Source organism: Bartonella sp. 220B (assembly GCF_026930205.1).
Classification (GTDB): domain Bacteria; phylum Pseudomonadota; class Alphaproteobacteria; order Rhizobiales; family Rhizobiaceae; genus Bartonella.
The window spans coordinates 204,215-219,760 of sequence record NZ_JANHOI010000002.1 but is presented as its reverse complement, the minus strand read 5'-3'; the positions used below and the strand labels follow the sequence as shown (position 1 = coordinate 219,760).

The following is a 15,546-nucleotide window of genomic DNA, read 5'->3' as shown; positions in this document are numbered from 1 at the left end:
ACTTTTGGAGAATAAATCCTCAATATATTTTTATTTCCCTATGACAAAACCACAACAAGCATCTTTTCACAGAGTAAGTCATTCCATAAACCCCATCTGTTTTATCTGGTTACACCAGAGCTTCTAGAAATTTAACAGGTTCACCTTGCGAAGGGGTCACGATTTCGCCTTCCCACATAACACGCATCCCTCGAATAATAGTCCCAACAGGCCAACCCTTAACTTTTTTACCATCATAAGGTGTCCAACCTGCGCGTGAACCAATCAAAGCATCGGTAAGAATTTCTTCTCGCTTAAGATCAACAATGGTCAAGTCAGCATCATATCCAACAGCAAGGCGCCCTTTACAGCTTATACCAAAAACACGACTAGGGCCATGTGACGTGAGATCAACAAAACGTTCAAGGGATATCTTTCCCACATTGACATGTGTGAGCATAATTGCCGCTGTGGTTTGCACTCCTGTCATCCCTGAAGGTGAAGCAGGATAAGATTTGCGCTTTTCTTCAAGCGTATGAGGAGCATGATCAGAACCTAACACATCAACAATACCCTGCTGAACACCATACCAGAGAGATTCACAGTGTCGACTTTCGCGAATTGGTGGGTTCATTTGAATCAATGTACCAAATCGCTGATAATCATCAGAGGTTAAAGTCAAATGATGTTGCGTAACTTCAATTGTTGCAACATCCTTATGTTTTTTTAAAAACTCAATTTCTTCTGCTGTAGAAAGATGTAACACATGAATGCGCGACTTTGTTTCATGCGCAATTTTTACTAAACGTTGTGTACATTTCAATGCTGCAATCTCATCACGCCAAACTGGATGTGATGATGCATCCCCTTCAATACGCAACATTTTACGTTCTCTAAGCCTTGTCTCATCTTCAGAATGAAAAGCTGCACGACGGCGTGTATTCTGCAAAATAAGACGCACACTTTCATCATCATCCACCAAAAGATCACCAGTAGAAGACCCCATGAAAACTTTTATTCCAGCAGCACCAGGAAGTTTTTCTAACTCAGCCAATTCATGTGCATTCTCACGCGTTCCTCCAACCCAAAATGCAAAATCACAATGCATCCGGTGAAATCCGCGTTTTACCTTATCATTCAAAGCTTCTTCCGATGTGGTTAATGGATTGGTATTAGGCATTTCAAATATTGCTGTCACCCCACCCAACACCGCAGAATAGGAACCGCTTTCTAAATCCTCTTTATGTTCATTGCCCGGCTCGCGAAAATGAACTTGACTATCGATAATTCCTGGCAAAATATGGAGCCCTGTACAATCAATGACTTCACCAGCAGATGCACATGTAAGATCGCCAATTTCAGCAATACGGCCATTTGTAACACCAATATCACGCTTACTACTGCCATCATGATTTACAAGTGTTGCACCTTTAAAAATTGTATCAAATGTTTTAAACATAGCCGTACTCCTCTTACATATCCTCTCTTTGATCGATTATGTAACTTTGAGCAGAAAAGCAAGAACCATGATTGAAAAACAAAATACCATTCGCTTTAAAAACCGCAGCATTATTAAAGTTACAGGCGAAGAAGCAACAGATTTTCTGCAATCTCTCATCACTACAGACGTAAAAAAAATCGGCTTACAAGAAATTTTTCCTGGAGCGCTCTTATCCCCACAAGGAAAAGTTATTGCTGATTTTCTTATCGGGAAAATAGAAGACGGCTATCTCATCGATATTGTGGACTCTATCGCTGATATCCTCCAAAAGCGCCTTCTCCTTTACAAATTGCGGAGAAAAGTCGAAGTTACACAACCATTAAAAGAGGTTGTTACGGTTTTGTTGAATATTGAAAAAAACTCCTCAGAGTATGATTCAAGTTTTATTGATAAGCGCTTTCCACAGAAAGAAGAAATAATGCGAATCTATGGAAATACACCCTTTTTTGCTTCAGAAAATCACCATAACTGGAATCGACTGCGTATCCGTTATGCAATCGCCGAAAGTGGTCAAGACTATGAAATAGGAAAAGTCTTTCCTCATGATATTAATTATGATCAAATTGGTGGATTAGCCTTTAATAAAGGTTGCTATATAGGGCAAGAAGTTGTTTCACGAATGCATCACCGTCGCGCAGTGCGTCGCCGCATTTTAATTGTCAGAAGTCAACATGAATTAACCTCAGATTCCAACGTTGAAGCAGAAACAAAAATACTTGGTTGCTTGGGAACATGTGTTGCAAATGAAGCTTTGGCCTTAATGCGTATTGACCATGTCAAAGATGCCATGGACAGAGGTATTGCGTTGACAGTAAAAAATGCTCCCATCACCATAAGCATTGCTGAAAATATGAACTTTACCTTTCCTGAAAACACTATGGAAACTTAACGCATGGCCAAAGCTGAATTGTCACAAAATGGAGAAGCGCGTGCTTGGCAAAGAATGCTTTCTGGTCGACGACTTGATCTGCTAAATCCTTCTCCTTTTGATGTTGAAATCGAAGATATTGCCCATGGGCTCGCCCGTGTTGCACGCTGGAACGGTCAAACACGAGGAGAGCATGCCTATTCTGTTGCACAGCATTCCCTTTTGGTAGAACAAATATTTCAGAAGCTTTTTCCGCAATCGCGTAGCAACGAATGCCTATGTGCTCTTCTTCATGATGCACCAGAATATGTTATCGGTGATATGATTTCACCTTTTAAAGCTGTCATCGGAAAACAATATGAGATTATCGAAAAACGTATACAAGATGCTATCCATATACGCTTTTCTCTCCCTGTTTCCCCTTCTCAAAAGCTCTTAAAAAAAATCAAGCAAGCTGACCGTATTGCTGCATTTTACGAAGCTATTACACTTGCTGGATTTCATAGAGAAGAAGCTCTTCGTTATTTTGGCGCTCCAAATAACATTTTACCCGATGGTCTCAATCTGCAACCTACTTCTACACAACAAATCGAAAACACCTTTTTAATCCGTTTTCATAATCTTGATACTCAAGAATCCCCCTAACACTTTCCTTACATCATTTCTTCTTTAATCGTTTTATCTAAAAATACTTATATGAAATTGTCGTCTTTTTCCCTTAATACCTATTTGAATACCATTATAAAAAGGATATCTCTCTCTCCTATTCATCACCTTATAAATATTTCATAATAATTTTATGTGTTCATTGGCTTCCAATAATATCATTGCAATAGCATACAAAAAATTACCATTCAAATTGAATACAGAGAAAGAACATACGAAAGAATACACTTTCTATTTTCTAAAGTGTTAACAACAAAGACTCTCTTGTAAAAACCTTTTTATAAAATTGGATTTATTTAAGTTTATAAACTTCTTTATCAGCTGGGAAAATACGTGATTTGACATCTTCTGCATAACTCTTGATTGCAGTCTCCATTGCTTGTTCAAGAGTACCATAACGGCGTACAAATTTAGGGACAAAAGTGCCATAGCCCAACATATCTTCCATCACCAATATTTGCCCATCACATTGACGAGATGCTCCAATGCCAATGGTAGGAATAGAAAGCATCTCTGTAAGCTTTACTGCTAATGGTTCTACAACTCCTTCCACAACCACAGCAAAGGCACCTGCTTTTTCAACCGCTGCTGCATCTTCTTCAATCTGTCGCCAATTCTTTTCATCACGTCCCTGCGTCTTAAAACCACCAAAACGATTTACTGCCTGCGGTGTAAGCCCAATATGACTCATAACCGGAATACCGCGTTTACACAAAAAATCAATCGTTTCTGCCATATAAACGCCACCTTCAAGCTTAATTGCACCACACCCCGTTTCTGCAAGAATATGTGATGCATTAGAAAAAGCTTGTTGCGGACTTTCTTCATAAGAACCAAAAGGCATATCAACAACCACTAATGCCCTCTTAGACCCACGCATCACTGCCTGTCCATGCAAAATCATCATATCCACACTCACAGGGAGCGTTGTCTCAAACCCATGCACAACCATACCAACGCTATCACCAACCAAAAGAAAATCGCAATATGAATCAGCAATTCGCGCACTATAAGCTTGATAAGCTGTTAAAGACACAATCGGTTCTTGTCCTTTTCTTAACCTTATTTCAGAAGCGGTCATTCGCTTTATTGTTTTCTGTACACTCATTTTAAGCCCTTCATTGCAAAATATATTGATCAATAAGCCTAACCTCACCAAAACGGACAGTGAGTAATAAAACCGCAGGTTTTTCTAACTTCCTCTTCACTACCGATAAAGTTTCCATATCCCGTAAATCTACTGATTCAATAATCGCACGCGATTCCTGCTGTAAAATATTGCGAACAGTTTTACATAATTTATTAACCGATCGTTCACCTTGCTGATAAAGCCTTTCCGCAGCTTTCCCGCTTGCAGGAATAATTTTTGCAGCTTGACGATCTTCTAAGGTTAAAAGCTGATTACGTGAAGATCTGGCCACACCATCTGCTTCGCGTAAAATAGGCACTCCAATAATTTCAATAGGAAAAGCCAAATCTTCAACCATACGGCGAATGATCAAAATTTGTTGAAAATCTTTTTCCCCAAAAAAAGCCTTCTCTGGTTGAACAATATTAAAAAGCTTAGCAACAACGCTGGTCACTCCGCAAAAATGTCCTGGACGTAATTTCCCCATCAAAATACGTGACAATTTTTTTACCTTTACAATTGTATCATTGCCCTGGGGCCATATTTCTTCTACAGAAGGTGCGAAAACATACTCAACATCTGCTTTCTTTAACAAAGCACAATCGCCTATCAAATCTCTTGGATATTGATCAAAATCTTCATGGAGACCAAATTGTTTTGGATTGACAAAAATAGACACCACTACTCGATCACACATAGCCCTTGCTTGCTGTACTAATGCAAGGTGCCCTTCATGCAATGCCCCCATGGTTGGTACAAAACCAATAGAGCGTCCTAAATTTCTCTCTTCTGCGAGAAAGTGGCGTACCTCGGCAATTGTTTTCAAGATTCGCATATTTACAACTATCCATTCTCATCAAAATCAACAAATTAATTCTTGCATATGAAATCGCCGTGCAAATAATTCTATCAAATTAGTACGGACTGATGGATGCTTTATATCCCGTGGCTCCCAAACATGACGTGTTAAAAAGAAACCTGTTAGAACAAAACCATTTATTATATCTTTAAAATCAACAGGGCGGACAGTTCTTTGTAGCAGAAATTGAGGTAAACGTAAAAGCTTCTCTCTCCAAGGATATCCCGCTTCCTCACATACAGCCCGTCCCGATTTTGGAGATACATAACAAAGCCTTTCTGAACTCCCTGTTGCTGCGCAACAAGATAAATCAAGACCAAACCCCAACTCCTCAAGAAGTCGCATTTCAAAACGCACCAGCAACTCTGCAATTATAGAAGGTTCCTCAAAATTGCGCATAAAAAGATGTAACAGGTCATATAATATGGGATGTGGATCACGCTCAGGAAGAAGACGCAAATGAAACGCCATCAACTGCAAAGCATAAAGTGCCTCTGGTAAGAGTATTAATCGTGCCGCATATAAATCAAGTGCTTCAAGCCTAAAAAGTCCTAAATGTTCCTCTAAACGCGCCCACCATTCAGCTTCAACTAAATTCCCTGGTTGAAGAAGAGCTGCCATGCGACGCGAACGTCCCCCTTTTACCACTCCCATATAACGGCCATGCTGACGTGTCATAATTTCAAGAATAACACTTGTTTCACCATATTGGCGTGTAGCAAGGATAATAGCTTGTTCTTTCCATTTCATGTTATTGTAAAAAATCCAACCCCATTTCACGATAACGTTCTGGATCAGTATCCCAATTATTACGCACTTTTACAAAGAGAAAAAGATGAACCTTCTGATCCATAATTTCCATTAATTCCTTACGTGCTGCCTGACCAATTGCTTTAATTGTGTCGCCTTTTGCTCCTAAAATAATCTTTTTTTGGCTATCACGCTCTACATAAATCACTTGGTTAATTTTAACTGAACCATCTGGACGCTCTTCCCATTTTTCTGTTTCAACTGTTGAAGAATAAGGTAACTCATCATGAAGGCGAAGGAAAAGTTTTTCACGGGTAATTTCAGCAGCAAGATGACGCATAGGCATATCTGAAATTTGATCTTCTGGATAATACCATGGCCCCTCCTGCATCATATTACTCAAAGCATAGAGCAAATCCTTGCAACCAGACCCGGTTAGAGCCGAAATCATAAATGTCTGCACAAACTGCACATGCTCATTAATTTTAGTGGTTAACGCTAAAAGAGAAGACTTAACAACTGTATCAACCTTATTAAGAACGAGAATTTTATCCTGTTTAATATTTTTGACAATATCTAACATCCTATAAACATCATCCGAAAGACCACTTTGAACATCAATCAAAACTAAAAGAATATCAGCACTCTTCGCACTTCCCCAGGCAGCAGATACCATTGCGCGTTCTAATCGCTTATGAGGATGAAAAACACCTGGTGTGTCAATCAATACAATTTGCGTCTTATCATGAATGACAATACCACGGATTAAAGTGCGTGTTGTTTGTACTTTATGCGTTACAATTGAAACCTTTGTTCCCACCAACTGATTAACTAATGTTGACTTGCCAGCATTAGGCATCCCAATAAGCACAACAAAACCAGAACGCGTTTTCATAACGTCATCCATGATCACTTTTTCCTATTGCTTTCCATATACCCTCTCGTCGTAAAATTTTCTCAGCTGCCATTCTCTCAGCATATCTTTTAGAACTGCCCTGCCCGATCTCTGGAGCAAAACCAGAAATGCTTACTTCTACCATAAAAACAGGATCATGATCTGGACCAGAACGTTTTATAACCCGATAATATGGTTGGGCATTGCTCTGTATATGAGCCCATTCCTGCAACGCTGTCTTGGCATCACGTTGACCAGCATCCATTTGCTTTGCCCGATCTTTCCAATATCTTTGAATAAAAGGCCGAACACTCTCTAATCCTCCCTCTAGATACATCACAGCAATCAAAGCTTCTATCACATCAGCATGCATATTGATGAGTCGACGCCCCTCGAAGTTTTTCATCTCAAAACCAACATGAATCATATCAGGCAAACCCATTTCTTGCGCAATATCGGCACATGTCTGCGCATTGACCAGACCATTTAAACGTACCGATAACTCCCCTTCACTTGCCTGCGGAAAAAATTGATACAGCATCTCTGCAATCAGAAGTCCAAGAACCCGATCACCTAAAAATTCCAGCCTTTCGTAATTCCCTTGTTCCGAATCTTGTACACTCGAATGTGTTAATGCTCTTTTTAATTTCTCTTCATTTCTAAAACGATGCCCCGTCAGTTTTTCAAGCTGGTCAATTACTGGATGATTCATTATTGATTCCTTGCTTAACAAGCGGCAAATCATGAACAATATTGATAAAAGAAAACAAACGACTCCAACGTACATCAAATGGCCAGCGCCAAATTTGCCAAGCACTCGAGCCATTGCTAATAGAGAAAAAAATCACACTTGCGCGTCCAATAAGATTCTCTTCCGGAACATAGCCTACATCCAGACGACTATCGTCTGAATTATCGCGGTTATCGCCCATCATAAAATAATGCCCCTGTGGAACTTCAAAGACTTTTGTATCATCAACTTGCGGAATAAAAGCTAAATCAAGTGTATCGTAGCGAACACCATTAGGCATTATTTCGCGATACACATCAACAGGGTAATTAACCTCTGTTATATCAGAATTATCAATCTTCCCCATAAAATGACGTGAAACAGCCTGATCATTAATATAAAGAACACTTTGACGAACTTGTATACGATCCCCTGGTAGCCCAACAACACGTTTTATATAGTCAATATCGGGATTGCTCGGTAAACGAAAAACAACAACGTCTCCACGCTTTGGTTGAGATGCCCAAATACGCCCCGAAAAAAGAGGAGGAGAAAAGGGTATAGAAAAACGAGAATATCCATAAGCATATTTGGAAACAAATAAATAATCTCCTACAAGTAAAGTAGGACGCATTGACCCAGAAGGAATACTAAAAGGCTGGAAGAAAAGTGTACGAATAAGTGCTGCTAAAAAAAGGGCTTGTATCAAAACCAAAATAAATTCAACAATTCCGCCTTTTTCTTTCTTTTTATGCATTTTCTCTTTCTGAATCATTACAGACTACCTTCCCATGACAGATATAATTCATTTTTTATCATAATGCCCAAATAACAAAAGCACAATCTCTCATACCTATTCTATCCACGCGGAAATGCTTCGATAATAACAAATGCCTGCGCCCAAGGAAAATCATCTGTTATGCTCAGATGAATGACAGCTTCATAATGTGGAGGCAATAACTTTTGTAACTGCATTTGTGCACGATTTGTGAGTTTCATAGTTGGTTTTCCAGACGGTAAGTTTACCACTCCCATGTCTTTCCAATTCACACCACAAGCAATTCCAGTCCCTAAAGCTTTAGCACACGCCTCTTTAGCAGCAAATCTTTTGGCATAAGAAGAAGATCTTTTGGAGAGAGTTTCAGATCTTCTCTGCTCAATATCAGTAAAAACACGTTGAATAAAACGATCCCCATAACGAATCAACATTCTCTCGATACGTCTTATATCAATGAGATCATTTCCAAGACCAATGATCATAAGATATTACCCGATTTTTCTTGCCATAAGCGCTTTTTTTTTATGATCTTTTGATATCGTTTTTGTTGAAAGCGGGCAATTGCTCTGTAAACACCTATATAAGATAAGCTGCCAAAAATAAAACCTAAAAGGGTACCACCTAAAATCATCGGTCTCATGATTGAGTCCCATGTTCCCTTAAAAAGCAAAGATATATTTGACAGTGTCAACTCCTCAAACAAAATACGAATTTGAGAAAGAGAAATCTCATCTACATTGCTAAAAAGCGATAAACAGAAATAGCCTACCTTATAATCAGCCATAACAATCAGCAAAAATGTAAGTGGGTTAGAAAAAACCGTCCCGATAATCGCTGCAGCAAAATTTCCGCGTAAAACCCAAGAAAAAAATATTGCTAAAATAACATGCATCCCCAAAAGAGGCGAACAAGCTAAAAAAATGCCAATAGAAAACCCCAACGCAACTTTATGTGGCGTTGCTGAGATACGCAAAATACGTTTACGTATATAGCAAAATGAGCGAGAGAATGAACGACGTGGCCATAACCAAAGTCGAATACGCTTTACAAAATCTACTGGTTCTCTATGACGAAAAAGCATTTGACTCTCTATAGACATCTTATGACAATGAAATAATCCATATGGCTCAAATTAATTTCTCCAAGATTTTGTAAAAAAATAGAAAGACAATTAAATATTTCGACTTCCCGGCTTAATGGCTGGTAGCACGGCAAGTTCCGCAGGGAGTGCATCACTCGCATAAGATGCTATCTCATATTCAGCAAGTGCAATCAATGGAACTCCAACATCAACCTTACCAGCAGAACGATCAAGGATACATGCACTCGCCAATACATCTGCTCCTGCTGCTACCAGAGCCTCAACCGTTTCACGAATGGAAAGACCTGTTGTAACAATATCTTCAACAATCACAACACGTGCACCCTTCTTGATTTCAAAACGACGCAATTCAAAGACACCATTTACGCGCTCTACCCAAAGAGAGGGAATACCAAGGTGACGTGACGTTTCGTAAGAAGGAATAAGCCCACCAATCGCAGGACCAACCACATAATCAATTTTTCCCTTAACAGATTTTTTGATTTTTTCAGCTAACCCACGACATAACTTCTCCGTCAAGTCTGCATGCATAAATACTTTTGCCTTCTGCATATAAGTAGCGCTATGGCGGCCTGATGTTAAAATAAAATGTCCTTCCAAAATAGCATCTGCTTGTTTAAAAATATCAATCACATCTTGTGTATTCATCATTAAATCTCTCTTTTTACCCATGAACGCGTCGTACTGCACTCACTGAACCGGCCTCTTTTAATTGAGAAAAAATACGATTCAAATGTTTTAAATCCCAAACTTCTAGATCAATCATAATTTCTGTAAAATCTGGTGCTGTACGAATAAATGATAAATTTTGGATGTTGGCATCATTAGCAGAAATCACTTGGGTAATTTCAGCCAAAGAACCTGGACTATTAACAGCTAAAATATTAATTCGAGCAGGAAAACGTTCGCTCATTTGGGCATCGATATCCCAGCGGACATCAATCCATCGTTCTGGTTGATCATCATAGGCCATCAAAGCCGAAGACTGTATCGGATAAATAACGATTCCTGCTCCTGGTTGCATAATGCCAACAATCCGATCTCCTGGTACTGCTCCTTCAGGAGAAAATCGTACAGGAATATCTCCACCGGTTCCTCGGATAGGTAATGCTTTGGATTGATGCTTCTGCGCCGTTGTATCCTTTTCATTTTCTGGAACTTTAAAAATCATCCCTTGAGCATTTTCAATGTTAAACCAACCTTCTTCCCCAGGCTTAAAAGATGATTTTTGTACAACACGATGATCTTGATAATCAGGATAAATCGCTTTAACCACATCAGCGGAAAGAAGTTCACCACGTCCAACAGCAGCCAATACATCTTCAACATCTTTACGTGCCAAACGTGGCAAAACTTGCTTAAGAGCATCTTTTGAAAATTGCTTTCCCATATATTCAAACGAACGCTCGAGAATACGATATCCCAAACCAGAATATTGCTTACGTACCGCCGCACGGGTTGCGCGACGAATAGCTGAGCGCGCTTTACCCGTCACAACAAGGAATTCCCAAGCTGCTGGCGGAATTTGAGCTTGTGAACGTATAATATCAACTTCGTCACCATTTTTTAATTTGGTCATTAAAGGCATAATACGACCATTGATTTTTACCCCTACACAAGAATTACCAATGTCCGTATGAACGGCATAAGCAAAATCGATAGGGGTCGCGCCTTTGGGAAAAGCAATCAATCGACCTTTTGGAGTAAAACAAAAAACTTGATCTTGAAAAAGCTCAAGCTTTGTATGTTCTAAAAACTCTTCTGGATTATCCCCATCTGACAAAGATTGAATCGTTTGACGCAACCATGCATAGGCATTTGTTTCGTTTGACAACTTCAAAGTTGAATAATTGGAGCCATGATCTTTATAAATAGAATGTGCCGCAACACCATATTCAGCAATTTCATCCATAGCAGCCGTTCTAATCTGCAGTTCTACACGTTGCCTCGAAGGACCTACAATCGTCGTATGAATGGAACGATAATCATTTTGCTTTGGTATAGAAATATAATCTTTAAAACGACCAGGAACCATTGGCCAAGTCGTATGAATGATACCAAGAGCACGATAACAATCATTCACTGTTTCAACAATAACGCGAAATCCAAAAATATCAGACAATTGTTCAAACGATAATGCCTTACTTTCCATTTTGCGAAAAACTGAATAAGATTTTTTCTGACGGCTTTTAACATCTGCTTTAATGCCATGTTCAAAAAAAAGTTTTGCTAGTTCATTTTCAATCCTAGAAAGCACATCACGATTGCGCTTTGATAATTCAGAAAGTCGATTGGTTATCGTACGATAACCTTCTGGATTTAAATAAAAGAAAGAGAGATCTTCTAATTCTTCGCGCATATCTTGCATACCCATACGACCTGCAAGTGGCGCATAAATATCCATTGTTTCTTCAGCAATTCGCCGACGCTTATCATCACGCATAACACCAAGAGTACGCATATTATGAAGACGGTCAGCAAGCTTGACTAAAAGAACACGAACATCATCAGAAATAGCAATAAGAAGTTTACGAAGATTCTCTGCCTGTACTGCTTTCTTCGATACAAGATCAAGTTTATTAAGTTTTGTGAGTCCTTCAACCAACTTACCAATTTCAGACCCGAAAAGCTGGTCAATCTCCGCTCGTGTAGCGCTTGTATCTTCAATTGTATCATGCAAAAGAGCAACAGCAATTGTCGCTTCATCCAACCGCATATCTGTTAAAATAGCAGCAACTTCTAAAGGATGAGAAAAATAAAGATCTCCAGAAGCACGCTTTTGATGACCATGCTTTTGCATTGCATAACTATAGGCTCTATTTAACAGAGCCTCATCCACGTCAGACTTGTAACGTTGAACACGCTCAACAAGCTCACACTGACGCATCATACGAGCATATCCTTTATCTTTTCACAACTTAACCCTTATTGAACATGAACAATTCATCAATAAAAGACAAAAAAACAACCGCTACCGCGTGACAACGTATATTTTCTCCAGAAATATAAATCGCTGCAATTAATAATCGTCACTTTTCTCCGGAACGACTAAACCTTCAATACCAGCTAAAAGCTCCTCTTCTGACATATAATCAAATGAACTACCCTCTTCTTCTGAGGATGCTCCAAAAACATTTTCAGATTCACCTGAATGAGAAATAAATTCACTTGCCATTTCTGGTTCGTCTACTTCCACATGCTTTTGCAATGAATGAATAAGATCTTCTTTTAAATCGGCAGGCGATAATGTTTCCTCAGCTATTTCACGCAAAGCAACAACTGGATTTTTATCATTATCACGATCAACCGTGATCTGCGCACCCTGTGAAATTTGACGCGCTCGATGCCCCGCTAAAAGCACCAACTCAAAGCGGTTATCGACTTTATCAATACAATCTTCTACCGTTACGCGGGCCATTTATATCTCTTTCTTAAAGCTTAAAAAATTTTATAATAGGTGTTAGAGTATATACAATAATCAAAATAAAACACAAGAAAAACAACACAAGCTTTGTTTTTTTTGCTCAAAAAGCTTATTGAAAGAATCTTAGAATCTTCATAAAAGCGCATAACCTCTTCAAATTTGTTTCCAACGCTCTTCTAAAAGAAAAACTTTAAAAGTGTCGGTTTCCAACACAAATTATACTTACTTAATAAATTGGCTCTCTACTCTAGCAACTTCATCCTTTGAAATTATAGCAATCATTCCAATTTATTAATTTTTTTTGCAATCAATGACAATCTCATGCACAGTATGTATGGTAAGGAATTCTATTCCATAACGTCTCTCTTCATTCCTCTTTTATTTATCTCATAAATTACTAAAAGATTTGCACCTTCATGAAAAAGAATTGGCAATCATTTTATGTTAAACTCTGTTATCAAATAGCCCATTTTTATTTATCATGGTTGTTTACAAAAACATAATTCATCATACACCTCATAAACAACTCAAAAGAATCTTTATAAAAAATCATTAATGCCTATGAATAGCCAATTAACATCGCTTTGCCCAGAACCACCGCAAAACTGCAATTTATGCCCACGTTTACACAAGTTCATTTCTGACTGGCGTATAAAAGAACCAAGTTGGTATAATGCTCCGGTGCGTCCATTCTTTCCCTATAAAGGTGCAACGACAACACGGCTTCTCATTGTTGGTCTTGCTCCTGGGTTACGCGGAGCAAATCGAACTGGACGCCCATTCACTGGTGATTATGCTGGACACTTACTTTATTCCACTCTAAAAAAATTTGGGTTTGCCCAAGGGACCTTCGAAGAAAGAGCAGACGACACTCTTGAGTTGATTGATGTCGCAATTGTCAACTCAGTTCGTTGTGTTCCACCAGAAAACAAACCCACCGGTGCAGAAATCAATACTTGCCGATATTTCTTTTCCCCTCTTTTAACAAATCTTCCTAAACTTAAAGCTGTCATCACCCTCGGCACTATTGCACATCATTCAACTCTACGCGCCCTCAATGCAAAAATTTTAGCCCATCCTTTCGGACATGGAAAAATAAATGATATCGGAAGATTACGTATCTTTTCAAGCTATCACTGTTCACGCTATAATACCAACACTGGACGCTTAACGGATGTTATGTTCCATGAAATTTTTGAAGCCGCCAAAACATATCTTGATCAATGCTGAAATCTCTCAGAACTATGACAAAGATATACAAAGCAATTTTGTCATCCATATTTTTTTAAAAGCCGTGCTTTTTCGCGTCCCCAATCTCGTTTCTTTTCCGCTTCGCGTTTATCATGAAGCTTTTTCCCACGTGCTAGAGCAATTTCCAACTTAGCACATCCTCTTTCATTAAAATACAGTTTAAGGGGAACAAGTGTCATTCCCTCCCGAGAAGTTGCATTAAAAAATCGTGCCATTTCACGTTTTGAAATTAATAATTTACGTAAACGACGTGGCTCATGATTAAAACGATTAGCTTGCGTATATTCAGGAATATAACTATTTACAAGCCATAATTCCCCATTTTCAAAGCTAGCATAACTTTCAGCAATATTGGCCTGATTGGAACGCAACGACTTCACTTCCGCACCATGAAGTACCAAACCCGCCTCAAGATTATCGAGAATTTCATAATTAAAACGGGCTTTACGATTGTCAGCAATTATTTTTCGTACTGGCACGTTTTTCTTTTTGTTCATGGCTACTCTATCATTTTATTCTTTAAGCAGACCGGCATGGCACAGAGCCGCATCAATGATCTTTTTTGTGGTATCTTTTAGTGGAACAATTGGAGAACGGACAATATCGTTACAAAACCCTAATTTTGCGGCAGCATATTTAATACCTGCAGGACTGGGTTCAATAAATACTGCACGATTGAGAGGCATCAGGAGATCATTTAATTTGAGGGCCGTTTTATAATCACCACGCAAACAAGCCTCCTGAAGCTGTGCACAGAGTTTGGGGGCAACATTGGAGGAAACCGAAATACACCCTACACCTCCATGTGCATTAAAACCTAATGCTGTACAATCATCACCAGAAAACTGCACAAAATCCTCGCCACACTTTTCACGTTGTTCACTCACACGCTCAATTCTGCTCGTTGCATCTTTAACACCGATGATATTTTTAAAATCCCGACAAAGATCTCTCATAGTTTCCACAGCCATATCGATCACAGAACGACCAGGAATATTATAGATTATAATAGGGATAGAAATAGCTTTCGCAATGGAAGAAAAATGCGTGTATAAACCAGATTGATTAGGTCTATTATAATAGGGAGTGACTACCAAGACTGCATCTGCACCTGCCTTTTGCGCATGTTGTGCAAGCTCTACAGCCTCACTCGTACTATTGGATCCTGCTCCAGCAACAACAGGAATACGCTTAGCGACCTGCTCCACACATAATTCTATAACCTTCTTATGCTCTTCATGGCTTAAAGTTGGTGATTCACCTGTTGTTCCAACAGGGCTTACACCGTTAATACCTTGTGCAATCTGCCACTCAACAAAATTGCAAAATGCTTTTTCATCAATAGCGCCTTCATCATCAAACGGTGTGATAAGCGCGGTCACAGCTCCCTTGAACATGATAAACTCCCTGTAATGTTCTCTTTATTTTTTATGGCCTTTATAGATTAGCAATAATAGAGCATAGTCCTGCTCTATTATTGAAGCAAGATGAATTTCACAATAGTTCTCATAAGATTAAGATTTAGCATGATCTCCTTCAATTTTGCATATTTCTTTAAAGTATCAGCCTACATTAACCCGTTTTTCACGCTTTTGTTCTAGAAATTCTTGAGTG

At 38.9% G+C, this 15,546-nt stretch carries 17 protein-coding genes; 3 read left to right on the top strand and 14 right to left on the bottom strand.

Annotated elements, in window-relative coordinates; translation table 11 throughout:
* Positions 1 to 109: 109 nt before the first annotated feature.
* Positions 110 to 1,438 (bottom strand): dihydroorotase, encoded by a 1,329-nt coding sequence (locus tag NPX99_RS02585; RefSeq protein ID WP_269030201.1) that lies wholly within the window; start codon positions 1,436 to 1,438, stop codon positions 110 to 112.
* A gap of 67 nt (positions 1,439 to 1,505) precedes the next feature.
* On the opposite strand from NPX99_RS02585, the gene ygfZ reads away from it, so the two are divergent.
* A complete protein-coding gene (gene ygfZ / locus NPX99_RS02580; RefSeq protein WP_269030200.1) occupies positions 1,506 to 2,369 on the top strand; it encodes a CAF17-like 4Fe-4S cluster assembly/insertion protein YgfZ in 864 nt (287 codons plus the stop codon).
* Positions 2,370 to 2,372: 3 nt separating this feature from the next.
* Positions 2,373 to 2,993, top strand: a complete 621-nt coding sequence (locus NPX99_RS02575) for an HD family hydrolase (protein WP_269030199.1) — start codon at positions 2,373 to 2,375, stop codon at positions 2,991 to 2,993.
* Between the two features lie 313 nt (positions 2,994 to 3,306).
* On the opposite strand, the gene panB is transcribed toward NPX99_RS02575, so the two are convergent.
* The 11 genes from panB to rpoZ all read right to left on the bottom strand — a co-directional run bounded on the left by panB (position 3,307) and on the right by rpoZ (position 12,675).
* Positions 3,307 to 4,122, bottom strand: coding sequence for a 3-methyl-2-oxobutanoate hydroxymethyltransferase (gene panB / locus NPX99_RS02570; protein ID WP_269030198.1), 816 nt, complete (start codon positions 4,120 to 4,122; stop codon positions 3,307 to 3,309).
* A 10-nt stretch (positions 4,123 to 4,132) separates the two neighbouring features.
* The gene (gene panC / locus NPX99_RS02565) at positions 4,133 to 4,978 is read right to left on the bottom strand and encodes a pantoate--beta-alanine ligase (RefSeq protein ID WP_269030197.1); all 846 of its coding nucleotides are present in this window, start codon (positions 4,976 to 4,978) and stop codon (positions 4,133 to 4,135) included.
* A 27-nt stretch (positions 4,979 to 5,005) separates the two neighbouring features.
* On the bottom strand, positions 5,006 to 5,752 hold the full coding sequence (recO, locus tag NPX99_RS02560) for a DNA repair protein RecO (RefSeq protein ID WP_269030196.1): 747 nt from the start codon (positions 5,750 to 5,752) through the stop codon (positions 5,006 to 5,008).
* A 1-nt stretch (position 5,753) separates the two neighbouring features.
* Positions 5,754 to 6,659, bottom strand: a complete 906-nt coding sequence (gene era, locus NPX99_RS02555) for a GTPase Era (RefSeq protein WP_269030195.1) — start codon at positions 6,657 to 6,659, stop codon at positions 5,754 to 5,756.
* On the bottom strand, positions 6,652 to 7,359 hold the full coding sequence (rnc, locus tag NPX99_RS02550; RefSeq protein WP_269030194.1) for a ribonuclease III: 708 nt from the start codon (positions 7,357 to 7,359) through the stop codon (positions 6,652 to 6,654). Before rnc ends, era begins: the two co-directional genes overlap by 8 nt.
* Positions 7,340 to 8,152, bottom strand: coding sequence for a signal peptidase I (gene lepB, locus NPX99_RS02545; protein WP_269030193.1), 813 nt, complete (start codon positions 8,150 to 8,152; stop codon positions 7,340 to 7,342). Before lepB ends, rnc begins: the two co-directional genes overlap by 20 nt.
* Before the next feature lie 83 nt (positions 8,153 to 8,235).
* Positions 8,236 to 8,637: a holo-ACP synthase gene (acpS, locus tag NPX99_RS02540; RefSeq protein WP_269030192.1), complete on the bottom strand. Its 402-nt coding sequence runs from the start codon at positions 8,635 to 8,637 to the stop codon at positions 8,236 to 8,238.
* Positions 8,634 to 9,236 carry a DUF2062 domain-containing protein gene (locus NPX99_RS02535; RefSeq protein ID WP_269030191.1) on the bottom strand — a complete coding sequence of 201 codons (603 nt, stop codon included), beginning with the start codon at positions 9,234 to 9,236 and terminating at the stop codon, positions 8,634 to 8,636. The genes acpS and NPX99_RS02535 overlap by 4 nt, the downstream gene beginning before the upstream one ends.
* A 90-nt stretch (positions 9,237 to 9,326) precedes the next feature.
* Positions 9,327 to 9,905 (bottom strand): orotate phosphoribosyltransferase, encoded by a 579-nt coding sequence (gene pyrE, locus NPX99_RS02530; RefSeq protein WP_269030279.1) that lies wholly within the window; start codon positions 9,903 to 9,905, stop codon positions 9,327 to 9,329.
* A gap of 16 nt (positions 9,906 to 9,921) precedes the next feature.
* Positions 9,922 to 12,147, bottom strand: a complete 2,226-nt coding sequence (locus NPX99_RS02525; protein ID WP_269030190.1) for a RelA/SpoT family protein — start codon at positions 12,145 to 12,147, stop codon at positions 9,922 to 9,924.
* A gap of 129 nt (positions 12,148 to 12,276) precedes the next feature.
* On the bottom strand, positions 12,277 to 12,675 hold the full coding sequence (gene rpoZ, locus NPX99_RS02520; protein WP_269030189.1) for a DNA-directed RNA polymerase subunit omega: 399 nt from the start codon (positions 12,673 to 12,675) through the stop codon (positions 12,277 to 12,279).
* Positions 12,676 to 13,242: 567 nt separating this feature from the next.
* Between rpoZ and NPX99_RS02515 the strand changes: the two genes are divergently transcribed.
* The gene (locus NPX99_RS02515; RefSeq protein WP_269030188.1) at positions 13,243 to 13,911 is read left to right on the top strand and encodes a uracil-DNA glycosylase; all 669 of its coding nucleotides are present in this window, start codon (positions 13,243 to 13,245) and stop codon (positions 13,909 to 13,911) included.
* Between the two features lie 41 nt (positions 13,912 to 13,952).
* Here the strand turns inward: NPX99_RS02515 and smpB are convergent, their stop codons facing one another.
* Positions 13,953 to 14,429 (bottom strand): SsrA-binding protein SmpB, encoded by a 477-nt coding sequence (gene smpB, locus NPX99_RS02510; RefSeq protein WP_269030187.1) that lies wholly within the window; start codon positions 14,427 to 14,429, stop codon positions 13,953 to 13,955.
* 15 nt (positions 14,430 to 14,444) lie between these two features.
* Complete coding sequence (dapA, locus tag NPX99_RS02505; protein ID WP_269030186.1) at positions 14,445 to 15,329, bottom strand: 4-hydroxy-tetrahydrodipicolinate synthase; 885 nt, start codon at positions 15,327 to 15,329, stop codon at positions 14,445 to 14,447.
* Positions 15,330 to 15,546: the final 217 nt, after the last annotated feature.